16 protein-coding genes are annotated in these 23,155 nt (G+C 69.6%); 4 read left to right on the forward strand and 12 right to left on the reverse strand.

Annotation, left to right across the window (positions count from 1 at the left end):
- Positions 1–28 precede the first annotated feature (28 nt).
- From BLW57_RS33405 to BLW57_RS33420, 4 genes are all read right to left on the reverse strand, one after another.
- A complete protein-coding gene (locus BLW57_RS33405; RefSeq protein ID WP_093479447.1) occupies positions 29–433 on the reverse strand; it encodes an FKBP-type peptidyl-prolyl cis-trans isomerase in 405 nt (134 codons plus the stop codon).
- A gap of 400 nt (positions 434–833) precedes the next feature.
- Complete coding sequence (locus BLW57_RS33410; protein ID WP_143051631.1) at positions 834–1,094, reverse strand: hypothetical protein; 261 nt, start codon at positions 1,092–1,094, stop codon at positions 834–836.
- 42 nt (positions 1,095–1,136) lie between these two features.
- Positions 1,137–2,084: a phosphotransferase family protein gene (locus BLW57_RS33415; protein ID WP_093479449.1), complete on the reverse strand. Its 948-nt coding sequence runs from the start codon at positions 2,082–2,084 to the stop codon at positions 1,137–1,139.
- Positions 2,085–2,641: 557 nt separating this feature from the next.
- Positions 2,642–3,631 (reverse strand): AraC family transcriptional regulator, encoded by a 990-nt coding sequence (locus tag BLW57_RS33420; RefSeq protein WP_256339859.1) that lies wholly within the window; start codon positions 3,629–3,631, stop codon positions 2,642–2,644.
- Positions 3,632–4,021: 390 nt separating this feature from the next.
- Between BLW57_RS33420 and BLW57_RS33425 the strand changes: the two genes are divergently transcribed.
- On the forward strand, positions 4,022–4,774 hold the full coding sequence (locus BLW57_RS33425) for a LuxR C-terminal-related transcriptional regulator (protein WP_176985816.1): 753 nt from the start codon (positions 4,022–4,024) through the stop codon (positions 4,772–4,774).
- Here the strand turns inward: BLW57_RS33425 and BLW57_RS33430 are convergent.
- On the reverse strand, positions 4,758–6,065 hold the full coding sequence (locus BLW57_RS33430) for a beta-ketoacyl-[acyl-carrier-protein] synthase family protein (protein WP_218138120.1): 1,308 nt from the start codon (positions 6,063–6,065) through the stop codon (positions 4,758–4,760). The two genes, BLW57_RS33425 and BLW57_RS33430, sit on opposite strands and share 17 nt — an antisense overlap.
- Positions 6,066–6,438: 373 nt before the next feature.
- Between BLW57_RS33430 and BLW57_RS33435 the strand changes: the two genes are divergently transcribed.
- Together BLW57_RS33435 and BLW57_RS33440 are read left to right on the forward strand one after the other, a co-directional pair.
- Positions 6,439–8,235: a fatty acyl-AMP ligase gene (locus BLW57_RS33435; protein WP_256339644.1), complete on the forward strand. Its 1,797-nt coding sequence runs from the start codon at positions 6,439–6,441 to the stop codon at positions 8,233–8,235.
- 71 nt (positions 8,236–8,306) lie between these two features.
- Positions 8,307–10,115 (forward strand): fatty acyl-AMP ligase, encoded by a 1,809-nt coding sequence (locus BLW57_RS33440; protein ID WP_093479453.1) that lies wholly within the window; start codon positions 8,307–8,309, stop codon positions 10,113–10,115.
- 318 nt (positions 10,116–10,433) lie between these two features.
- On the opposite strand, the gene BLW57_RS41595 is transcribed toward BLW57_RS33440, so the two are convergent.
- From BLW57_RS41595 to xylB, 7 genes are all read right to left on the reverse strand, one after another.
- Positions 10,434–10,580 (reverse strand): hypothetical protein, encoded by a 147-nt coding sequence (locus BLW57_RS41595; protein WP_176985818.1) that lies wholly within the window; start codon positions 10,578–10,580, stop codon positions 10,434–10,436.
- A 1,238-nt stretch (positions 10,581–11,818) separates the two neighbouring features.
- Positions 11,819–13,006: a hypothetical protein gene (locus BLW57_RS42600; protein WP_256339646.1), complete on the reverse strand. Its 1,188-nt coding sequence runs from the start codon at positions 13,004–13,006 to the stop codon at positions 11,819–11,821.
- A 1,607-nt stretch (positions 13,007–14,613) separates the two neighbouring features.
- Entirely contained in the window at positions 14,614–16,137 is a 1,524-nt protein-coding gene (locus tag BLW57_RS33455) for an acetaldehyde dehydrogenase ExaC (protein ID WP_093479455.1), read from the reverse strand.
- A gap of 76 nt (positions 16,138–16,213) precedes the next feature.
- A complete protein-coding gene (locus tag BLW57_RS33460) occupies positions 16,214–17,500 on the reverse strand; it encodes a GAF domain-containing protein (RefSeq protein ID WP_093479456.1) in 1,287 nt (428 codons plus the stop codon).
- An 89-nt stretch (positions 17,501–17,589) separates the two neighbouring features.
- Positions 17,590–18,195, reverse strand: a complete 606-nt coding sequence (locus BLW57_RS33465; RefSeq protein WP_093479457.1) for an N-acetylmuramoyl-L-alanine amidase — start codon at positions 18,193–18,195, stop codon at positions 17,590–17,592.
- Between the two features lie 849 nt (positions 18,196–19,044).
- A complete protein-coding gene (locus tag BLW57_RS33470; protein ID WP_093479458.1) occupies positions 19,045–20,256 on the reverse strand; it encodes an ROK family transcriptional regulator in 1,212 nt (403 codons plus the stop codon).
- 7 nt (positions 20,257–20,263) lie between these two features.
- Positions 20,264–21,745 (reverse strand): xylulokinase, encoded by a 1,482-nt coding sequence (xylB, locus tag BLW57_RS33475; protein ID WP_093479459.1) that lies wholly within the window; start codon positions 21,743–21,745, stop codon positions 20,264–20,266.
- A gap of 119 nt (positions 21,746–21,864) precedes the next feature.
- On the opposite strand from xylB, the gene xylA reads away from it, so the two are divergent.
- Entirely contained in the window at positions 21,865–23,031 is a 1,167-nt protein-coding gene (xylA, locus tag BLW57_RS33480) for a xylose isomerase (RefSeq protein WP_093479460.1), read from the forward strand.
- Positions 23,032–23,155 lie beyond the last annotated feature (124 nt).

Here is a 23,155-nt window from a genome sequence, read left to right on the forward strand (position 1 = left end):
CGCTGCAGGGGAGGAGCGGCCAGGGTCACTAGGCGTTGCTCCACCCGGTTGTGCTGGAATACGAGTCCAGCAGGTCCACCACGAAGACCAGGGTCGAGCCCGCCGGGATCAACGGCGAAGGCGACTGATTGCCGTAGCCGAGACGCGGGGGAACGATGATCTCGCGCCGACCGCCGACCTTCATCCCCCTCACCCCCCGGTCCCAGCCCTTGATGACCTTGCCACTGCCCAGGGCGAACTTGAACGGCTGACCGCGGTCCCAGGAGGCATCGAACTCCTTGCCGGACTCGAAGGTCACCCCGACATAGTGGACCCTGACCACCATGCCCGGCTTCACCTCAGCCCCGTCCCCGACGACCAGGTCCCGGATGGTCAGCTCGGTAGGAGCGTCACCCTCCGGAACGTCGACCTCGGGCTTCGTCAGTTCACTCATTGCTGCCTCATCACTATGAGCCGGAAGCCGTCGCACGGACCAGTCGGACACATGGACACTCCGTGCAGCAGATGGTCAGGCTACCGAGAACGCCCGTCCCCGGAGCACACCGGATTCAGTGGCCACACGTGATGATCTTTCACGACTGACGAACGCGACCGGCACGCACAGGTCACACCGTGAGCGCCAGAACGGGGCGACGGCCGAAACGGCGAACCTGAACACCCACTGACCGGTCCTGACCGGCTGATCAGCCACCCCCGCGTGACGCTGGAACCTCACAAGGGGCCCGTGCCGCGCTCGTGGGTGCGCTCTCAGCCGTAGGCGGCAGCTTGAGCAGGCGGCGGCCGTGACCATCCGCTGTCGAGGCGGCTTCAGCCAGCGGAGGGGTGGTGCGCGATCAGCGCCCGCGGAGATGGCCAGCGACTTCCTCAGCTCCGGCCTGCGGTGCCGCCAGGTTGACGGACTCATCGGGCTCGGTACGCAGGGCGAAGGGCCTGCCGAGGCCGGCGGGACTGGCTGTGCGCCGTGACCGATGAGGGTCGAAGGTGTCGATGCTGGTCGTGGCGGGGTCCGGCACGCCGGCAGCCACCACGATGCGGTCCTGCCGCTCGACCCCCAGGGCCATGTGCCCCTGGATCCGCTCGGGATCGTAGGGCACCGCACACACCGTCACCGGAACTTCCCGGCTGCCCGCGGTGCGTCACCGGCGTAGGGACTCGGCGACGGCCGGGTCCTCGAGCACGGTGACGCACCAGGCGAAGTGCTCGTCACCGCCGCCCGGCGCGAAGGCGTCGCTCGTGGCCATCGCATAGGCGGCCCGGTACAGCAGGAGGTCGTCGACCGCGTAGCCGAACTCGTCGGCGAACCGCGTGGTGAGCTGCCGGGTGATCTCCGGGGCGTGCTCGGTACCCGCCGGGAAGATGGCCGCGGCCACGGCGGCGTCGAACCGCGGGTCCCCGCCCGTGGACAGGAAGCCGTAGTCCACGAGGGCGAGCGGCCGCAGGTCGTCGTCCACCAGCACGGTCTCCGGGAAGACGTCACCGTGGACGACCGCCTCGTCGGTACGGGGCAGCGAGCGCAGCTTCCGAAGCAGCCGGGCGCGCGTGTCGTCGAAGTCGCGGACATGCGTGGAGAGCCGGTCCGCGCACCGGCTGACCCGCCGGTCCACCAGGTCCGCCAGGGCGGATCCGAAAGTGGTGTGGCCTTCCCACAGCGGGCGTTCCTCGTCCAGCACAGAAAGGTGCTTGACCTCGTCGACGTCGTGGGCGTCCGCGAGGGCGCGCAGCACGCCGACCAGGCAGTCGACCGCTTCGGGCAGCACCTCGTCCGGGTCGTCGGTGCGGATCCTGCCCGCCAAGGGCTCGCCGGTCAGCTCCCGCTCCACGGTCATCGGGACACCGTCGATGTCTTCCACGGCGAGGATCTCCGGGGCGCCGAACGGCAGGTGCGCCGCGGCATCGGCGTAGAAACGCTGCAACCGCCGCAGTTCGGATCCCCGTCGGCGCTCCCACACCTTGGCCACCGTTCCGTCCCCGAGTCGGTAGACGGCTCCCTCCACCGCCGCCTCGACGGGCCCGGCGTCGGGATATCCGGCGTCGACGAAATGTCGTACGCGCCGGGCCGTGGTGTCCCGTATCGCATCGGACATCTCGTGCCTCCTTCCGCCTCCGGCGTGAACGACCGGCCGGTCGGCGGGGCCGACGCCGGGACCATCTCCCACGGTAGGCCCCTCGCCCGCGCGACACCCGGTGACGGAGCGCTGCCGGGCGCCGTGCGGTCCGCCACGCGTATACGGCGGAACAGTGCCGGCGGATCCTGGGGTTCTGTGGCATCGACAAAGGTCACCCGTTTTGACCTGCGAAAATGTCATGGATGATCGTTGATCGGGAAGGACCGCCAAGATCCCCAAAGGACTCATAATCCGTCGGCCGTCCGCTCCCTCATCTCCGTGAACGGTGAACATCAGTGGCTTGTGCAGGCGGTCGACACGGAGGTGTTCCGTACATACGAGTTCGGGCGCGCCCTGCTGAAGGGTTGCCATTGCGCGGATCACCCTGGCCGGATCGAGTCGAGACCGGGGGTTTCCATACCCTCTCGTGACGGCGTGTGACCCGGCCTGCGAGGACGAGGCCGCCATGACTACGGGCTGGCTCGCACGTTACGGACCGCAGCACGTGCCGCCCCACAGAGGCGGCAGGCCGTCCTTCACTCGTGGACCCTCGACAGGTCGCGTACCGATCGCGTTCGGTAGGCACCGGGGGTCGCACCGGTCCACCGGCGGAACGCGCGGATGAATGCCGCCGCGTCGGCGTACCCGAGACGTACGGCGATCTGGTCGACCCCGAGTCCGAGGGTGGACAGCATCTCGACAGCACGAGCGTGCCGCGCCGCGTCGACCAGACGCCGGTAGGACGTGCCCTCCACTGACAGACGCCGGTGCAGAGTGCGGGTGGAGACGTGCAGCGCGGCTGCGGCAACGCCCATGTCGGGGATGCCGTCCGGCCACTGCATGAGCAGTTCCCGTACCCGCGCTGCGAATCCGGTGTCGGTGCGCCGGGCCAGCAGGAGCCGGCACTCGCGTTCGCACACCTGCATGGTGTGCTGGTCCGCCTGCGGCAGCGACTGCTCCAGTACCGGCGCGAGGGTGACGATCGCGTTGCGCGGCGCCCCGAAGGCGATGGGCACGTCGTCAAACCCCTCGTACGGCGCGGACTTTTCAGGCCGTGGGAAGCGCAGATCCAGCCGGAGGGGGGTGAAGGGCCGGCCCACGATGGTGTCGAGGATGGCCCGGATAGTGGCTATTTCCCGCTCGATGAAGAAGTGCCGGACGGGCGGGGGCACCAGCCCGTCGTCCAGGACGAGACAGACCTCGTTTTCGTCCTCCTGAAGGTGGATCCCCACCATGGCGAAGGTGAGTTCCAGGTACCGCAGTCCCACAGTCGCGGCCTCGCGTAGCGTCGGGCTGGCGAGCAGTGCGAAGCCCCACACGCTGTACGTACGCAGCGGAATCCGGCTGCCGACCTCGAGCCCCAGGCCGGGAGCGTCGCCCGTGGCGCGGACCAGGTTCTGCGCCACAGTGAGCTCCTGCCAGGCCCGGACATGTGCGGCATCGTCGGCAAGAGCGTTCTCGTCCACACCACTGCCGTCGAGGCATACCGGTACGGGCACTCCACGCTCGACGCCCACGTCCACCATCGCGCGCACGCCTGCGATGCCCCGGTTGAACAGCCGTGGAGCCGTAGAGACCTCGTCGGCCGCCGACCCGTGTCCGGAACGGCCAACAGCATGGCCGCCATTGCCTGGAACCAGCACTGCCAATCCCCCTAGCATCGGAAGGGATCGATGCGACGTATCCCGCCGTAGGCTCCCATTCAGCCTAGTCGGGATGTGCGTGAGGCCCAGGGGGCGTGCGCGTTATCAGCCACCGCTGTCTGTAGCGCTCGGCCCGCCCCGCCCCGCGGTCATCACGCGCGCAACCGCTGCACCGGAAAACATTCTCGAGCACAGCCAGTGAAACGCACAGTGCCGGTTGCTGGTTGCCGAAGGCAACGGGGGCACTTCCGAATCGCATGGGCGGAGCGAATGATGGACGAGTTCAGCACGTTGGAAGTAATGCTGGTCGACAATGAGGATCTCGTGCGCCGCGGATTCCGGCAGGCCCTCGGGGAGGCGCCGGATATCACGGTGGTCGCAGATACGAGAGTCGGCGAGGAAGCATTACGCATGGTCGAACTGCGGCGACCGCAGGTCGTCCTCGTGGATGCCGAATGCGAATTCATCGGGAAACTCGCCCGGCCCTTGGGGACGGCAGTACCCCGAGTCGCGCCGGGGATAATTGTCCTGACCAGCAACGCCCTTGACAGCCATCTGCTCGGGTCGCTGAAGGCGGGCGCACGTGGTTTTCTGCTCAAAAGTGCCAGCCAGGACGAGCTGATCTCGGCTGTCCGTGCGGTTGCTGACGGCGCGGCCTTCTTGTGCCCCACGATGACCCGACGGCTGATCGATCGGTTCGAGATTCTGCCGCCGCCACATGAGCGGTCTCACGCGGTCGCCCTGGCAAGCCTGAGCGGCCGCGAGACCCAAGTTCTCTGCGGTATAGCCATGGGCAGGTCGAACCAGGAGATCGCCCACGAGCTGCATGTCACGCTCGCCACCGTGAAGTCCCACGTCTCGCGCATCCTCGCCAAGCTCGAGTTGCCGAACCGGATGCACGCGGCGCTGATGGCCCAGCGGAGCGGTCTCGTGCCCCCGCCCCAGCCACCGCGGGCCAAACAGGCCGCGGCAGGCCCCCTGTCCTCCGGCCGCCCGTCCCAAGCCGTGGTCAGGCGGGCTTGGTGAACGCGAGAACCACGTTGTGACCGCCGAAACCGAAGGAGTTCGAGATGGCTGCGGTGACCCTGATGCGCTGCGGGGTTCCCGTGACGATGTCCACCTTCACCTCAGGATCCTTGTCGTCGAGGTTCCTGGTCGCGGGAATCACGTCGGTGAAAACGCTCAGGACCGTGAAGATGGCCTCGATCGCCCCGGCCCCGCCTATGAGATGGCCGGTGATCGACTTGGTCGCCGTCACCAGAGCATGCGGACCGAGCGATTCCAGCAATGCCGCCGCCTCGATACGGTCACCGACGGGCGTACCGGGAGCGTGGGCGTTGACGTGAACGATGTCCTGCGGGCCGAGGCCGCCGGAGCGCAAGGCCTCGCGGATCGCACTGATCTGACCGTCCGCTGACGGAGACGTCATGGTGTGCGCGTCGGAGCTCATCCCTGTACCGGCGAGCGTGGCATACATCCGCGCGCCACGAGCTTTCGCGAACTGGGTCCGCTCCAGCACGACGGCGCCGCCGCCCTCGGACATGACGAAGCCGTCACGGGCACTGTCGAACGGCCGCGATGCGTTCTGAGGGTCCTCATGACGGCCGGACAGGGCTCCCATGCGGGCGAAAGCCGCCATGGACAGCCGGCCGATGCATGCCTCGGTGCCGCCGGCGACAACGACATCGGCCCGCCCGTCCCGCAGTAAGGCGAGCCCCATGGCTATTGCCTCCGCTCCGGAGGCGCAGGCGCTGGTCGGCGCGTGGGCGCCGGCCCGGGCGTCGAGAGCCAGACTGACGGCGGCGGCCGAACCGTTGGGCATCAACATCGTCACCGCGAACGGCGACACGCGGCCCGGCCCTTTGGCCAACGACACGTCGTGCTGGTCGACCAGCGTCCCCCCGCCGCCGAGACCGGTGCCGATCACCACGGCCAGCCGCTCCGGCGCCACCTCGGGCGCGCCGGCGTCGGCCCATGCCTGCCGGGCGGCCACCATCGCGATCTGCTGGCAGCGGTCCATCCGTCGGGCCTCGACCCGGTCCAGTACCTCGGTCGGTTCCTGACTCAGCCGACCTGCCAGTCGTACGGGCAGATCGCGAGACCACGGTTCGTCGAGCACGGTGATCGGGGATTCGCCGGCGAGCAGCGCCTTCCAGGTGGAGTGGACGTCGCCGCCCAGCGGCGTGGTCATTCCCAAACCGGTGACCATCACGCCGGTCGTACCCAGGACCTCCCCGTCCGGGCGACCGGGGAGATCGGGGAGTTCGGGGAGCTTCGGATAACCCAAGAAGTAGTCGTCAGATGCGTCGTAGGACATCGAGGTTCCCTTTCTGAAGCCTTCTGGGGAAACGTTCTCCCTTGGATACGGGCCGTTCGTCGTCGACTGGCCGTCGTCATGACGTTATCCGTACGAGGCACTTTCCGTAACGGCCGACGGACCGAGCCGTGACGGCGACCGGAGGATGGCTTTCATCCGTCTTCCGGCCTACTCGAAGCTCGCCTCCGGTAGGGGGGATGGACCCATCCCGCGGCGGATACCCGATATTTCTCCGCCGACTTAGCATCTCTTCGAGCGGAAACCACCAAGACGCACACGTACAGCAATGGCTGAATACGTAACCAAGTCCCGGCGGCTCAGTGGGGAAATGGCAGGGGAAATGCCAATGGCCGAGTCGAACAGGAGGACCACGATGTCAGAGGATGCCGTCACAGAATCCCGACTGGAGCCGACGACCTTGGTCGAGCTCTGCAGGTATCGCGCGTCCAGGGAGCCGGATCGACGGATGTTCGCCTTCCTGGAGAACGGCCTCGAAGAGTCCGACTCGCTCACCCTCGCCCAACTGGACGCCCGGGCAAGGGCAATCGCGGCGCGTCTGAGCAGGCAAGCCCCGCAGGGCGCCCGCGCCGTGCTGAGTTACCCGCCCGGCCTGGACTTCGTGTCGGCCTTCTTCGGCTGCCTGTATGCCGGCCTGATCGCGGTGCCGGCTCCTCCGGTGCTGCGCGTCGGTGTCGACGACCGGTATGCGCGCTTCCGGGCAATCGTCAACAGCTGCCAACCGGATGTGCTGCTGTCGAGCGGGTCAAGGCTGAACCGTGTCGACGCGTTGCTGAAGGACATCTCCACACCACGCCGGCCGACCTCTGTGGCGACCGACGAGATCAGTGAGACGGACGCGTATGGCTGGAATGCCCCCGGCATCGGCCCGGACACGATCGCGTACCTGCAGTACACCTCCGGCACGACCGGTCCGCCCCGGGGTGTGGAGCTCACCCATGGCAACGTTCTGCACAACCTCTCGTTGATCTTGGCCAACGGTACCCGGGCCACGGACGACTTCGACCGGCTGCCGCCTGTTGTGTCCTGGCTGCCCGTGTTCCACGACATGGGACTGATCACCGGGGTCCTGCAGCCGATCTACGTCGGGTACGACGCCGTAATGATGCCGCCCTCGGCGTTCACCCAGCATCCGGTCAACTGGCTCCGAGCGATATCGGAACGCGGGGCGGGCATCAGTTCAGCACCCGGTTTCGGGTACGAGTTGTGCCTGCGGCGCGTCTCCGAGGAGCAGGTGCGTTCCCTCGATCTCAGCGCCTGGCGGATCGCGGTGGTCGGCGACGAGCCGGTGCGTGCAGAGATGATCGACCAGTTCAGTGCCATGTTCGCCCGGGCCGGCTTCCGCCGCGAGGCGTTCTTCCCGAGTTACGGCATCGCCGAGTCCACTGTCATGCTCAGCGGCGGGCCGGTGGAGCCCGAACCGGTGATCCGCCGGTTCGACGCGGTGGCGCTGGCGAAAGGCAAGGTGCAGCGAGCCGGTCCCGAGGACGAGGTGCGCCGGCTGGTCGGCCTGGGCCAGGTGCACCCGTCCATGACCATCGCGGTGGTGGATCCGGCCACCGGCGAACCGTGCGCCCCGGACGAGACGGGGGAGATCCTGGCGTCCGGACCGAGTATCGGTGCCGCGTACTGGAACGCCCCGAAGGAGACAGCGCGTACGTGCAACGCCACCGTGCGCGGCCACGAGGGCCGCCGGTTCCTGCGCACCGGCAGCCTGGGCTTCCTGGACGGCGGTCAGCTCTTCGTCACCTGCCGTGTGGACGACCTCATCGTCGTGGAGGGCATGCAGCACTACCCGTACGACATCGAGGCGACCGCGGCAGCAAGCCACCCCGCCATACGAGAGGGGTGCTGCTGCGCCTTCACCGCCGAGGACGGCGGACGCACACGCCTCGTCGTCCTGGCTGAGATCAACAGCCGGTACCGCGTCACGACCGGCCCCGTCCCGGACACTCCGCCAGGTCCCCGCGCGACCCACACGGCCGATGAGGTCGAAGAAGCCGTCCGGGAGGCCGTCTTCGCCGGGCACGGCCTCCGGGCCGACGACGTCCTCCTGGTCAAGGCCGGTGCGCTGCCGTTCACCACCAGCGGCAAGTTGCAGCGCGCACAGTGCCGGTCCAGGTACCGGGCGCGGGCATTCGCAACAGTCTGAACCTCGCTCCATGCAGGGGGCGCGCGAACTGTCCACCGCCTTCTGCCTCTTCCTCCGTTTGGAGTGGTCATATGCGAACCAATCCCGAGCACGGTGTCCGACTGCCCGAGGCGGTGGCCGGCGAGCACGGCGCAGTGTCGACGCTGGTCGACTTGTGCCGCACTCGTGCGGCAGCCGAGCCCGACCGGAAGAACTTTGTGTTCCTGGGCGACGGTGTCGAGGAATCAGAATCACTGACCCTGGCCGAACTCGACCGCCGGGCGCGGGCGGTCGCCGTGACGCTGCGACAGCAGGTTCCTGCCGCGCGCGCACGCGCGCTGCTGAGTTACCCGCCGGGACTGGACTTCCACGTCGCCTTCCTGGGCTGCATCTATGGCGGTCTGATCCCGGTGCCGGTGGCTCCGCTCGACGGGACGCGGAGCAATGCCAAATGGACCCGGGTGGAGTCGATCGCCGCGAGTTCCGAGCCCTCGCTGTTCCTGTCGACCGGTCCCATGCTTGCCGCCGCGGAGCACGTCCTCACCGACACCGACGGGCTCGCCCAACTCAACCGGGTGGCGACCGACGAGGTACCCCTGGACCTGGCCCGGGAGTGGACCCCACCGGTGGCCACCGCTGAGATGGTCGCCTATCTGCAGTACTCCTCGGGATCGACCGGTGTGCCGAAAGGCGTCGCGATCACTCATGGCAATGTGCTGAACAATCTGTCCTTGATATACGACAATACGCGTCGGTCTGCCGACGACGCCGGGCTGCCCCGACCGTCGTCGGTGTCGTGGCTGCCGCCGCACCACAACATGGGCCTCATCTGCAATGTCCTCGACCCCCTCTTCTCCGGCCGGGATGCCACCCTGCTGCCGACGATGACCTTCGTGCAGCGTCCGCTCACGTGGCTGCGGGCCATCTCCCGGCTCGGACGCGCGGACAGCTGCGCGCCGAACTTCGCCTACGACCTGTGCGTCCGCCGGGTGACGGACGCACAGCGCCGGGAACTCGACCTCAGCCGCTGGGAGATGGCGCTGGTCGGAGGTGAGCCAGTCCGCTCCGATACGCTCGACCGCTTCAGCGCGGCATTCGCGGAGGCCGGCTTCCGGCGCGAGGCGCTGTCCCCCGCGTACGGCCTCGCCGAGGCGACAGTGATGGTCACGGCCGTGCCGGTCGGCCAGGCCCCGGAAGTCCTGCGGCTGGACCCCGAGTCGCTCGCCGCCGGAAAGGTGCGCCCAGCCGCGTCGGCACAGGACAGCCGGGAGTTGGTCGGCTGCGGCCCGATCCATCCGTTGAGCACGGCTATAACCGTGGACCCGGAGACAGGCAAGCCCTGCGGGGAGGACGAGGTGGGTGAGATCTTCGTATCCGGCCCGAGCGTCGCAACGGAGTATCTGAACGCTCCCAAGGAGACTGCCGAGACCTTCAGGGGGTCCATTCCCGATCAGCCGGGGGAGCGGTTTCTCCGTACTGGTGACCTCGGATTTGTGCAGAACGGGGAGCTGTTCATCACCGGCCGGGCAAAGGATGTCATCATCATCGCCGGTGCCAACCACTACCCGCAGGACATCGAGGCCACCGTTGAGGCCAGCCACCCGGCAGTCCGCGAGTTCGGTACTTGCGCGGTGTCGGTCGACGACGGCGCACACGAACGGCTCATCGTGCTCGCCGAGACGACGACGGCAGCCGGAGGCGAGACCGGTGATCATGTGACCGCCCAGGAGATCAAGCAGGAGATCAGGCGCGCGGTCCATGCCGGACACCGCATCCAGGTACACGATGTCGTCCTCCTCAAGCCGGGGACGCTGCCGCTCACGACGACCGGCAAGCTGCAACGGCGCGACAGCCGGGACCGTTACCTCGGGGGCTCCTTCGAAGCGGCCCTCATCGAATGACGGTGCGCCCTCTGCGCATCCGGTGCCCTGGCGGGGGCCTTGCCCCGGCCAGGGCACCGCGCAGGTTCGCCGACGCCGGATCCCGTTGCCGCCCGTACGCTGAGGGAGTCGATCCGCAGGAATCCGTTTTGGCAGGCCTCTCAGCGGGCGAAAGGGACCACGCAGGGACCACAAGGACAGGAACCAACTGATGAGGACCAGGCAAGGCCGACACAACTGCACACGCCTGACGCGTAAATAGGAGCAGGTCAGGTGGGGGTGGGCAGGTCCGAGTGCCCGGTGGCCGTGGCGGTCGCCGGGTGTCCTGGCTCTCGCCGGTCAGGCCGCGCCTTGCAGCGGGTTGAGGGTGACGGTGTAGCCGAGCTGCTTGAGCGCGTTGATCGCGCGACGGGTGGCGCGTTCGGGGTCGCGCTGGGCAAAGTAGGTGCCGCCCAGCTCGTGGTAGGCGATGTTCTCGGTGAGCATGTGCCAGATCGCGCTGATGATCGAGTGATCGAGGGCAACCAGGCCAATCCGATGGGCTACGCGGAGGGCGACTGAGCGGGACCCTGGCCCGTAAATGCCCCCGAACTGCTGGTCACAGCTGGGATACCAGTGGGAGATATCGGGGGTGGAGGCGCATCTCGACTCGCCGCTTAGCCGTGTGCTGCGAAGGGTGCCTGCCGGACATCTTACCTGGTCAGGCGCCCTTTTCCTGCGTCTAGAAGAAGCCGAGCTTCTTCGGGGAGTACGACGCCAGCAGGTCTTCGTCTGCTGGTGGTACACGACCTCACCCGCCTTTGCACGGGCAGGGCAGGGGCGTGGTCGCGCTCGTCCTATACCTCGACCGGCAAGGCCAGCCCCGGCTCGCCGCAACTTCGAGCACGACACGCAGCGTGCGCATCTACAACGCGCTCACTGGCGAGGAGGACAAGGCAGCACGCATCCAGCGGTCGGCGGCCTCTCTCGGGCCCTACCCCTTTCCGGGTTTCGGAACGCTGCTGGCGCTCGGCGGCGCTGACGGGGAGCCTGTGAGCCTCTGGGATCCAGACACGGGAACGAGGGTATTCACCTCCCCGCCCGACCACACGGGAAGGATCAAGGCCGTGGTCGCGGTCGATACAGGACAGCGGATGCCCTTCGTGGTGTCCGCATCGTTGGACCGTACGGTCCCGGAACTCCTCGTCCCTGGTGGGCATCCTGCGTTGCCTGGGGCGCCACAGGGCCGCCTCGTTTGTGATGAGCAGGGCCAGCCCGTTCTGGTCCTCGCGGTCGCAGAAGCGTTCCAGCCTTGCTACGTCCCGCAGGAAGTCCCTACGTGCGACGTCCGGGGCGTTGTGTCCGCGCAAGGCGTATTCCTCGGGAGGCGTCCCTGCTGTACCCGACCACTGCCGGGTCACGTACTTGAACTCGATTGCCGTACGGCTCGCCGGCCCCAGGCATAGTAGGTCCAGGTACTCCGAGGCGTTGCTTCCGCGCATCGGAATCTCGAGACGGCACCTGACCTCCGGTGCGACCTCGCCTACAGCGAGGGCGAAACTGTGCTGGAGATCGGCTTCGGAGTGGGACGCCGAAGCGCTCATGATCCGCCGAACGCATCTTCAAAGGGGGCCGATACCGAGGATGCCGTCGGGTGGCAGCGATCTCCTAAAGAAGGTTCGTACGACGGAACCCGGGCTTGCTCGACTACTGGGTGCAGTGGCGGCGTGCATCGTGACCGACGGTTATCGCGTCGCGCCTCGGGAGCACGTTCCGCACGCGGTACGGCCTCCTTTGATGCTGGTCAGGGTCAGGGTGATGGCCGTGCTGCACCTGCAGCGGCAGCGCCACCGGTCGGTGGTCTTCCCCGGATAGGGCTCCAACGGCTCGAACCCGGCGGCGCGTGCCTCCGCGGCGGCTGCCGCGGGATCGGTTCGGCCACCGGATCGGGGGCACTTCTTGCAGCCGGTGGTTCCCGACCGGACGGATGACAGGCGCGTCATGACCTCGTTTCCGCAGGAACAGCGGCAGCGCCAACGGTCCGTGGTACGGCCGGGGTACGGCTCAAGCGGCTCGAACCCGGCCGCTCGCACTTCGGCGGACGCACGCTCGTCGGTTGCCGAGTTGCGGGCACAGAACCGGCAGCCCTTCGAACCGCTGTTGACGTTGGAGTAGGTGGGGCTGGTTTCGCGACCGCATGTGGTGCAGCGGCACCGGCACGGCGTTTGGCTGCCCGGGTAGGCTTCCAGCGGTTCGAGTCCGGCGGTGCGCATGGTTTCTTGGGCCTTCGGCGCGTTTGTGGCGGCGCGTTTCGCCTGGGTCTCCTTTGCCCGGCAGACGCGACAGCGCTGGCCCGCGTTACGGACGGCGTTGAACGTAGGACGCCCCTCGTGCCCGCAGGTCGTGCAGCGCGAGGGCCAAGTCGCGTTGGTGCGGCCGGGATATGGCACGAGTGGCTCGTATCCGCAAGCCCGCATCTCAGCGGCTGCGGCCTCCGCGTCGATGAGGACCGCAGCACATGGTCGGCCGCCAACTCGGGGCGCATAGGGTTCCTCCGCGCTCCGTGTTTCCTCATCGACCATGGCCCAGACCTCAGCCGCCGTGACGCGGGCTGCCGAGCAGGTCTCGGTCCAGCCATTCGGCATGACGTCGCTCGTGAGGAAAGGAATGAGTCCGGCTTGACGCAGGCGGCCCAGCACGGCCTGCTCGACGTCGTAGGCGGCCGCGCCGGTGGTGTATTCACGGGCCTGATGCAGTTGCCAACCCTGGCGTTCGTGTTGGATGAGGCGAGAGGTGTAGCCGGTGCAGGCACCGATCCCGATCTTGACGGCTTTCCACTCCTGGTGGCTGATCATGTAGACCTTCGACGGTCCTGCCAGGTCGATGCCGTGGGTGGCACAGAACTTGCATCCTCCACCAGCACGGATTTTCATGAGCGTCGGGGAGACCTCGTTGCCGCAGGCTGCGCAACGACACCGCTACGCAGTCACCGAGGTGGCATAGGGCTCCAGCGGCTCCAGCCCAGCCGCGCGCATGGCAGCCACCGCGATGTCCGGGTCGGTCTTTCTACCCGCTGCCGCCCTCTCGTCGGCACAGTGCCGACAGCCGCCCTGGCCCGCCAGAATGCCGCCCAGACTCGGTGACGTCTCACGCCCACAGCCGTTGCAGAGACACCGCCACGCCTTGTCACGACGCCCGGCGTACGGTTCGAGCGGTTCCAGGTCGGCAGCACGCATGAGGGCCTCGGCTTCGTCCGCGGGCCAGCGGCGTCGGCCACCCGGGGAGGGAGGGCAGTACGGGCATGCCCGAAGGCCGCGCCTGAGGTTACTCAACCTGATCTCGACGTCTCGGCCGCACGCGACGTGGCGGCAGTGCCACAGTCCGCTCGGTCCCGGGTAGGACTCCAGCGGCTCGAGGTCGAAGTCCTCCGCCTCAATTGCGGCCCGGTCGCCGTCCGTGCGGGGCAGTTCGCGGCGACGCGACCATGCCCGGTTGATGCCCTGCCCGGCGTTCTTGCGCCCGCACGGGCCGCAGCCCCCTTGTCCGCCCTTGACCGACCCATGAGTGGGTGTCCCGATCGTGCCGCAGGTTGTGCAGCGGCACCGCCAGGGGATGTCGGTCCCGGGATATGGCTCCAGTGGTTCCAGACCCGCCGACCTCATGAGCGCGGCGGCCTGGTCCGGATCGACCGGCGCGTTCGGCGCGCACCATCGGCACGGTCCCCCTCCGCGTTTGATGTACGAGTAGCGCGACTTGACCTCCCGACCGCACGGCACGTGCCGGCAGCGCCAAGGGGATGTCGCCCCGGGATACGGCTCCAGCGGTTCCAGGCCGGCCGAGCGCATCAACGCCACCGCCTCCTCCGGAGGAATTCGGAGCCGTGCCTGAGCAGTACCGGCAGCCGCCCTGCCGGCCCCCGCGGCAATGTTGCCTAACCGCGGCGACACTTCTCTCCCGCACGCTTCATGGCGGCAGCGCCAGGGCTTGTCACTTCCTGGATAGGGCTCCAGTGGTTCGAGCCCGGCATCCCGCAGAATCAGCACCGGATCGCGTGGATCCTTCCGCGGACGTCCCGTCGCCACCCAGCCTCCTTCTGAAGTGCCCGCTTCCGGGGTGAGGATCGTACGAGGCACTGACAACGGCCTTGTTCACCTCAGGAGCTTGGGGCGGGCTTCCTCGCGGCGGCCTCTTTGCCCGGCCCTTTCCGGGCTGTCCTCTTCGTGGTCTTCGGCAGGCCGCTCCCGCCGCGAGGAGCCTTCACTCGCGATACGGACTCGTTCAGGGCGGCCATCAGGTCGAAGAGCTCTCCCAGTGCTGCCGACGGTTCGGCGCTGCTTACGGGTATCGACGGATCGCTGAGCTCGTGAGCGGGCGGCTCGTAGGGTGTGTCCTTCGGAGCTCTTTGGTCCGTGGCTGGTCCCGCGGGAACTCCCTTGGATGCCAGATGGTAGCTTTAAGAACTCAATTGATTACACTGGGTATCTTTCACGTCGGGTTGCCTGGAGCGCAACGATGCCTCCAAGCAACCCGACTTCAGGCTCTAGAAGAAGCCGAGTTTCTGAGGGCTGTAAGAGCAAAGAATGTTCTTCGTCTGCTGGTAGTGGTCCAGCATCATCTTGTGGGTCTCGCGGCCGATGCCGGACTGCTTGTAGCCGCCGAAGGCCGCGTGCGCCGGGTAGGCGTGGTAGCAGTTGGTCCACACGCGGCCCGCCTGGATCGAGCGGCCCGCGCGGTAGGCGGTGTTGATGTCCCGCGTCCACACGCCCGCGCCGAGGCCGTACAGCGTGTCGTTGGCGATCTTGATGGCGTCGTCGAAGTCGTCGAAGGCGGCCACCGAGACGACCGGGCCGAAGATCTCCTCCTGGAAGACGCGCATGCGGTTGTCGCCCTCGAAGATGGTCGGCTGGACGTAGTACCCGCCCTTCAGCTCACCGTCGTGCTCGATGCGCTCCCCGCCGGTGAGCACCCGGGCGCCCTCCTGACGGCCGATGTCCAGATAGGAGAGGATCTTCTCCAACTGGTCGTTGGAGGCCTGGGCGCCGATCATCGTGTCGGTGTCGAGCGGGTGCCCCGTCTTGATCCGCCGGGTCCGTTCGACCGCCGCCTCCAGGAACTCCGAGTAGTGACCGCGCTGGATCAGCGCCCGCGACGGACAGGTGCACACCTCGCCCTGGTTGAGCGCGAACATCGTGAAGCCTTCCAGCGCCTTGTCTCGGAAGTCGTCGTCGTGCGCCCACACGTCGTCGAAGAAGATGTTCGGCGACTTGCCGCCGAGCTCCAGCGTTACCGGCTTGATGTTCTCCGAGGCGTACTGCATGATCAGCCGCCCTGTCGTGGTCTCCCCGGTGAACGCGATCTTCGCGACCCGCGGACTGGACGCCAGCGGCTTGCCCGCCTCCGCACCGAAACCGTTGACGATGTTGAGCACGCCCGGCGGCAGCAGATCGGCGATGAGGCTCACCCAGTAGTGGATGGAGGCCGGGGTCTGCTCGGCGGGCTTCAGGATGACGGCGTTGCCCGCGGCGAGCGCAGGCGCGAGCTTCCACGCCGCCATCAGGATCGGGAAGTTCCACGGGATGATCTGCGCGACCACGCCCAGCGGCTCGTGGAAGTGGTACGCCACCATGTCGTCGTCGATCTCGCCGAGCGAGCCCTCCTGCGACCGGACCGCCCCCGCGAAGTAGCGGAAGTGGTCGATCGCGAGCGGGATGTCGGCCGCCAGCGTCTCCCGCACCGGCTTGCCGTTCTCCCAGCTCTCGGCCACCGCCAGGCGCTCCAGGTTCGCCTCCATGCGGTCGGCGATCTTCAGCAGGATGTCGGAACGCTCCGTCACCGACGTACGGCCCCATCCGGGAGCGGCCTCGTGCGCCGCGTCCAGTGCCCGCTCGACGTCCTCCGCGGTGCCGCGCGCGATCTCCGTGAACGGCTGCCCGTTGACCGGCGACGGGTTCTCGAAGTACTGCCCACGCGCCGGCGGCACGTACTCTCCGCCGATGAAGTGGTCGTAGCGCGCCTGGTAGGAGACGATCGCGCCCTCGGTGCCCGGCGCCGCGTAACGAGTCATGCTGGTCTGCCTCCCTTGCAGCGCTGCCCGCCGTTGGGCAGCTCTCGGCGCGAGGCTAGGCAGGCGGACGTTGCAACTACGTTGCGCCGATGGTCCGTGCCACCGCCCTGCCGCCCGGGGCCGTCAGTTCCGCCTCCAGCGCGGCCAGTCGCGCCCGGACCGGAGCCGTGGGACGCACCGCGGTCAGCGCCCGCCACACCTCCACGTCGTCCTCGCCCCACGGCGCGTGCGCCCAGTCCGCCAGCAGGTCCGGGTCACCGTGCGCCACAAGGGCCGTGCGCAGCCCGTCGGCGAGCCGGTCCCGCAGCCGCACGATCGCCGGCGCCTGCGAGCCGGGCAGCAGCGGACCGCTGTACGCCTCCGCCGCCGCCGTGACCGCCCCCGCCCCCAGCCGCCGCTCCACCGCGGTGGCGTCCGACTCCACCGCCGCCGTGAGCCGGTAGGGCCGCGAGGCGAGCAGACCCGGGCCCAGCAACCGGCGCAGCCTCGCCAGTTCGGCGCGGACGGTCACCGGCGTCACCGACTCGTCCGCGTAGAGGGCGCAGAGCAGCTCGTCACCGCTCAGCCCCTCCGGATGCCGGGACAGCAGCACCAGGATCTCGCTGTGCCTGCGGCTCAGTCTGATCCGCCGCCCGTCCAGAACCAGTTCGGCCTCGTCCCGGCCCAGCGCGCCGAGCAGTGGCGTGTCCTCAGCGGGCCGCGGTGGCGTCAGCAGCGCGAGCTGCGCCTCGGCGGCCCGGGCCACCGCCTGCACGAAGCCGAGGCTGTGCGGATGCGCGAGCCCGTCCCCGCCGGTGATGTCCACAGCGCCCAGCACCCGGCCGGTGCGCGGATCGTGCACCGGCGCCGCAGCGCACGTCCACGGCTGCACCCTGCGTATGAAGTGCTCCGCGGCGAACACCTGTACCGGCCGGTCCACGGCGACCGCGGTGCCCGGCGCGTTGGTGCCGACCGCGGTCTCGGACCAGCGTGCCCCCGGCACGAAGTTCATCCCGTCCGCCCTGCGCCGGGTCGCCCGGTGCCCCTCGACCCACAGCAGCCTGCCGTGCGTGTCGCACACCGCCAGCAGATGCTCGCCGTCCGCGGCGAACGTGCCCAGCAACTCCCGGAAGAGGGGCATCACCCGGGCCAGCGGATGCTCCGCCCGGTAGGCGCCCAGGTCCCCGTCGGTCAGCTCCACGCTGGCCGCGCCGTCCGGTCCGACGCCGGCGCGTGCGCTGCGCCGCCAGGACTCCGCGACCACCGACCGCACCGGGCGCGCGACCGTGCCCGCCGTGGTGAACGTCTCGTGTGCACGGCGCAGCACACGGACACGTTCGACGGGGTCGGCCCCCGGTTCCAGGGCCACCCACGCATCGGTCAACTCGGCCTCCCCGGAGGGTCGAAGAGCGGTACTGCGGCTGGGACCATCGTCACGCACCGTGTTCACGCGGACAACAGGCAGGACGTGCGCTAGGCGAAATTGACCATTCTGATGTACCGCACCCAGTCCCAGAAAGGGCCGGGATCGGTGTGGTCGGTCCCCGGCACCTGGTAATGGCCGATGATGTGTTCCCTGTCCTTGGGGATCCCGTGCGTCTCGCAGATCGCCGCGGTGAGCTTCGCGGACTGCGCGTAGAGGGCATCGGTGAAGTACTCGGGCCGGTCCACCCAGCCCTCGTGCTCGATGCCGATGCTGCGGGTGTTGTAGTCCCAGTTGCCCGCGTGCCAGGCGATGTCCGCCTCGTGCACGCACTGCGCGACGCGTCCGTCCGACGACCGGACCAGGTAGTGCGCGGACACCTTCTTCTGCGGGTTCCGGAAGATCGACAGGGTGTCGGCGTACGTCTCCTGCGTGACGTGGATGACCACACGGTCGATGGCGTAGCTGCCGGGGCGTTCGGACGGCGTGTAGTTGGAGGTGCTGGCCGCGTGCCACTCGGCGGACGGGTAGTCCACGACCTGGGTCTGCGCGCCGGCACGTGGGTCGGGGAGCAGTGCGTAGGGGACGGCGGACAGCGCCGCGCCCTTGAGGAACCGCCGCCTGCTCAGACGCCGATTCGGTCGCTCCATGTCCATGGTGGGGCCTTTCGGAAGTCGGGGTGGACCGGCGAGAGGTGGGGGCCGCCGGTGCTCCGGGAGTGCTGCGGACGGTCACGGGTGCCGTCTGGGGCGTTCTGCTGGGGGAGTGCCAAGGGGCTGCCGGGGGAGTGCCAAGGCTGGGTCGTCCGGGCAGCGCCACGGGGGGCCGTCCGCGGATCGCCTCAGGTGGACAAGGGGGCTTCGGGTGGTCAAGGGGGCTTCGGGCGGTGGGGGGGAGGCGTCAGCCGCGCGGTGCTCGCGCCGCGCATCGACATGCCCCCGGCTCACGGAGTCCGTGCTCGCGCTCCGGTCACCGCACCGGGGCGGACCGCGATATGCGGAACCCGTGTGCCGGCGGGCGTGCGCACCCGGCCGGGAGGGGCCGGGTGACTCCCTGCCGATTCACCTCGTGCGACGCGCGAAGTGCCATGGAGCGGGCCGGGCCCATGGCCTCGCGCCGCCGTGTCCCGGTCGTCTCTCCGTACATGTGTCCCCCGATCCGTGTGCGCGCGCCGTCGTCCGTCGCCGGTGATTTCTCTCGGTGTCCGCGAGCGTCCCGCGGCTGTGACGGCCCGGCAGGTGCGGCTCGTGCGAATCACGGTACGGCGCCGCCGGGTTGGGCAGAGGAAGGCGGCGCGGTTCCGTGGACAACGCGCCACCTGTGGACAACTCGGCCACCCGTTCGGATCAATCGGAGCTGTCGATAGTAATATTGACGGAGCGTTACCGCGTGCAGTGACGTTACGTCAGGCGCCGGGCGGTTCACGACGGAACCGCCCTCCCAACGGCTTCACGGCGGTTCCGGGGCAGGGAGCCGTGGGGCTCGCGGTCGTCAGGCGATCGACCTCAGGACCGTTCCGCCACCGCCGCCGGGTCGTCCAGTACCGCCCGGACGACGGAGTGCGCGGCGCCCAGCAACGGACCCTCCGAGCCCAGCCGGGACACGGCGACGGGGCAGGCGGGGCCCGCCGTGCGGTCGGCCAGCTCGTTCTCCAGCGACGGCAGCAGCCACGGCGAGAGACCGGCTAGGGCGCCGCCCAGGACCACCGTCTCGGGGTCGAGCAGATTCACCGCCCCGGTCAGGGCTATGCCGAGTGCCGTTCCGGCGTCCCGCAGAGCCTCCCGAACGCGCTCGTCGCCCGCCGCGGCCCGCTCCGCGAGCAGCCCGACCAGGTCCTCGCCCGGTTCCAGTCCGGCCGCGCGCAGGACGGCCTCCTCGCCCGCGTACTGCTCCAGGCATCCGCGGCCTCCGCAGGGGCAGGGCGGCCCGTCCGGCCGCACGGGCACATGGCCCAGCTCGCCCGCGAACCCCCGGGTGCCGCGCAGCAACCCGCCGTCCACGACCACGGCGGCACCGATACCGATCTCGGCCGACACGTGCAGGAAGTCCTGGGAGGCGACACCCTCGCCGAGCCACAGTTCGGCGAGGGCGCCGAAGTTCGCCTCGTTGTCGACCGTCAGTGGTCCTGCCGCGGGCAGCAGGGCGCCGAGGTCCGTGTCGTGCCAGTCCAGGTTCGGAGCGCGCACGACCGTCCGTCCGTCCCGCGCCACCAGCCCGGGGACGGCGACGGCGAGCCCGGCGGGCCGGAGGTCCTCCCGCTCGGCGTCCGCGACCACCTCGCGGACCAGGTCCGTCAGCTCCTCGATCACCGGACCGGGCCGACGGCCCCGGTTGGCGCCGTACCGCACGCCGCGCGCGCGGACCGTGCCGCGCAGGTCCACCGCGCACACCGCCAGATGATCGACGCCTATCTCCGCCCCGATCCCGGCCGGACCTCGGCCGTTCACCGCGAGTGCCGAACCGGGCCGGCCCACCCGGCCCGGGCGTTCGGGCCCCAGTTCCTCCAGCAGTCCCCAGCGGATCAGGTCGTCCACCAGGGTCGACACCGCCGCCCTGGTCAGGCCGATGTGCGAGGCGACCGCCGCCCGCGACAGCGGTCCCTGGGCGCTGACGGCATGCATCACCCGGGCGAGGTTGCGCCGGCGCATCCCCTGCTGGGTGTCCGGCAGGGCACGGCCGCTGCCCGCGGGGCGGCCCTCGTGCGGCGGCGTGGTCATGCCTGTGTCAATCCTCGGTGTCTGCCGCTCGGCCCTGTGTGCGGGGCCGGGCTTCGGTCCCCCGCTCCAGCAGCGGGGATGCGTCGGAGAGTACCCCGGTGATCCGCTCCAGCGTCTCCATGTCCTGTTCCACGGCCTCCAGGACCGGTCCGGCTGCCGTGTTCCACCGGCGGGCCACGGCCGCGGGATCCTCGCCGGTGAGCAGCCCCGCCGCCTGTGCCGCGGCCCCCAGGGCGACCAGTTCCCTGGCCTCCGGGACCTGCACGGGCCGCCCCGACAGGCGGCGTACGGTCTGCTGCCAGGCCGTGCCCCGGGCACCGCCACCGATCAGCAGCAGCGGGGTGCCGCGGTCGGCATCCTCGTCGAGAACCAGGTCCAGGGCCCCGAGCAGCGCGTGCACAGCGCCGTCGTACGCGGCCTGCAGCAGTTGGCCGGCGCTCGTGTCGTGGCGCAGCCCGTGCAGCAGGCCGGAGGCGTTCGGCAGGTTCGGGGTGCGCTCGCCGTCCAGGTACGGCAGCAGGGTCACCGAACCCCCCGGCTCCACGGCCTCCCGGTCCAGCCCCAGCAGGGCCGCGACGCGGTCCACGGCGAGCGTGCAGTTCAGCGTGCAGGCCAGCGGCAGCCAGTCCCCGCGCGCGTCGGCGAAGCCCGCCACCGTCCCGGTCGGGTCGCCCGGACGGTGCCGGGAGACCGCGTACACCGTGCCGGAGGTGCCGAGACTGAGCACCGCCGTCCCCGGCCGCAGACCGAGACCCAGTGCCGCCGCGGCGTTGTCGCCGGTGCCGGGCGCCACCAGCGTGCCCTTGGAGAACGGCAGGTCATGCGTGTCGCGCACGGTGCCGACCACCTCGCCCGGACGCACCACACGCGGCAGCAGCGCCGGGTCCAGACCCACATGAGCGAGGGTTTCCTCGTCGTACTCCTCCGTGCCCGAAGCCCACCAGCCCGTACCGGAGACGTCACCGCGGTCGGTGGTGCCCAGCCCGGTCAGGCGCTCGGTCAGATAGTCGTGGGGGAGTCGTACCGCCCTCGTCGCGCGTACCGCCTCCGGCTCGTGTTCGGCCAGCCAGGCCCACTTCGTGACCGTGAACGACGCTCCCGGCACGCTGCCGGTGCGCTCGGCCCAGGCCTTCGGGCCGCCCAGCTCGTCCACCAGCCGGCGGCCCTGCGGTGCCGAGCGGACGTCGTTCCACAGCAGCGCCGGACGCACCGGGTCGCCGTGCTCGTCCAGGGTGACCAGGCCGTGCTGCTGGCCGCCGACGGACACCGCCGCCGCCTCGTGCGCCGCGTCGCCGCACTGGTGCAACGCCTCGCGGAGGGCGCCCCACCACTGGCGCGGATCGCTCTCCCGTCCGGCGCCGGAGGACACGGTGTGCGGCGCCTGACCGCTCGCCACCACCTGCCCGGTGGCCGCGTCGACGACCAGCGCCTTCGTGGACTGGGTGGATGTGTCCACGCCGACGACGAGCGGACCCTCGGCTGCTGACATCGGGCTCTCCTCTTTCGCGGCTCTGCGGGATACGCATCTTGTGTCTTCCCGCACTGCGCCCGCATACTAATTTGTAAACGGCCATGACGAAATAGTTCTAGCAGCAAGGAGCCGAGGCGATGAGCTATCAGCCCACCCCCGAGGACAGGTTCACCTTCGGTCTGTGGACCGTCGGCTGGCAGGGGAGGGACCCGTTCGGCGACGCCACCCGCCGCGCCCTCGACCCGGTCGAGACGGTGCGGCGCCTGGCGGAGCTGGGCGCCCACGGGGTGACCTTCCACGACGACGACCTGATCCCCTTCGGCTCCTCCGAGGCCGAGCGCGAGTCGCACGTCAAGCGGTTCCGGCAGGCTCTGGACGCGACCGGCATGACCGTCCCGATGGCCACCACGAACCTGTTCACGCACCCGGTCTTCAAGGACGGCGCGTTCACCGCCAACGACCGTGACGTGCGCCGGTACGCCCTGCGCAAGACGATCCGCAACATCGACCTGGCCGCCGAGCTGGGCGCGAGCACCTACGTCGCCTGGGGCGGCCGCGAGGGCGCCGAGTCGGGCGCGGCCAAGGACGTGCGTGCCGCCCTGGACCGCATGAAGGAGGCCTTCGACCTGCTCGGCGAGTACGTCACCGACCAGGGCTACGACCTCCGCTTCGCCATCGAACCGAAGCCGAACGAGCCGCGCGGCGACATCCTGCTGCCCACCGTCGGCCACGCCCTGGCCTTCATCGAGCGCCTGGAGCGCCCCGAGCTGTACGGCGTCAACCCGGAGGTCGGCCACGAGCAGATGGCCGGCCTGAACTTCCCGCACGGCATCGCGCAGGCCCTGTGGGCGGACAAGCTCTTCCACATCGACCTCAACGGCCAGTCCGGCATCAAGTACGACCAGGACCTGCGCTTCGGCGCCGGCGACCTGCGCGCCGCCTTCTGGCTCGTCGACCTCCTGGAGAGCGCCGGCTACGCGGGACCCCGGCACTTCGACTTCAAGCCGCCGCGGACCGAGGACCTCGACGGCGTGTGGGCCTCGGCGGCGGGCTGCATGCGCAACTACCTGATCCTCAAGGAGCGTGCGGCCGCCTTCCGCGCGGACCCCGAGGTGCAGGAGGCGCTGCGCGCCGCGCGCCTGGACGAACTCGCCCGGCCGACCGCCGCCGACGGCCTGCAGGCCCTGCTCGCCGACCGTGCGGCCTTCGAGGACTTCGACGTCGAGGCGGCCGCGGCGCGGGGCATGGCCTTCGAGCGCCTCGACCAGCTCGCGATGGACCACCTGCTCGGCGCGCGCGGCTGAATCACGCGCGCGTGCGTGAAGGGGCGGGGAGAGCGGCACAAGTGTGCTGCTCTCCCCGCCCCTTCGGCCGGCCTGCCGCCCGGCCCCCTGCTGCTGCGGGCCGGACGGCTCGCCCTGTGGCCAG

The organism is Streptomyces sp. 1222.5, from assembly GCF_900105245.1.
Taxonomy (GTDB): Bacteria; Actinomycetota; Actinomycetes; order Streptomycetales; family Streptomycetaceae; genus Streptomyces; species Streptomyces albidocamelliae.

Coding starts and splice junctions, on each gene's coding strand:
- BLW57_RS33420 (WP_256339859.1), bottom strand. CDS start 3,631: ATGGTGGACGTGGGCGTCGAGCGTGGAGTGCCCGTACCGGTATGCCTC.
- BLW57_RS33435 (WP_256339644.1), top strand. CDS start 6,439: ATGTCAGAGGATGCCGTCACAGAATCCCGACTGGAGCCGACGACCTTG.
- xylA (WP_093479460.1), top strand. CDS start 21,865: ATGAGCTATCAGCCCACCCCCGAGGACAGGTTCACCTTCGGTCTGTGG.
- BLW57_RS33430 (WP_218138120.1), bottom strand. CDS start 6,065: ATGTCCTACGACGCATCTGACGACTACTTCTTGGGTTATCCGAAGCTC.
- BLW57_RS33440 (WP_093479453.1), top strand. CDS start 8,307: ATGCGAACCAATCCCGAGCACGGTGTCCGACTGCCCGAGGCGGTGGCC.
- BLW57_RS33425 (WP_176985816.1), top strand. CDS start 4,022: ATGGACGAGTTCAGCACGTTGGAAGTAATGCTGGTCGACAATGAGGAT.
- BLW57_RS33455 (WP_093479455.1), bottom strand. CDS start 16,137: ATGACTCGTTACGCGGCGCCGGGCACCGAGGGCGCGATCGTCTCCTAC.
- BLW57_RS33415 (WP_093479449.1), bottom strand. CDS start 2,084: ATGTCCGATGCGATACGGGACACCACGGCCCGGCGCGTACGACATTTC.
- BLW57_RS33465 (WP_093479457.1), bottom strand. CDS start 18,195: ATGGACATGGAGCGACCGAATCGGCGTCTGAGCAGGCGGCGGTTCCTC.
- BLW57_RS42600 (WP_256339646.1), bottom strand. CDS start 13,006: ATGAAAATCCGTGCTGGTGGAGGATGCAAGTTCTGTGCCACCCACGGC.
- BLW57_RS33405 (WP_093479447.1), bottom strand. CDS start 433: ATGAGTGAACTGACGAAGCCCGAGGTCGACGTTCCGGAGGGTGACGCT.
- BLW57_RS41595 (WP_176985818.1), bottom strand. CDS start 10,580: ATGCTCACCGAGAACATCGCCTACCACGAGCTGGGCGGCACCTACTTT.
- xylB (WP_093479459.1), bottom strand. CDS start 21,745: ATGTCAGCAGCCGAGGGTCCGCTCGTCGTCGGCGTGGACACATCCACC.
- BLW57_RS33470 (WP_093479458.1), bottom strand. CDS start 20,256: ATGACCACGCCGCCGCACGAGGGCCGCCCCGCGGGCAGCGGCCGTGCC.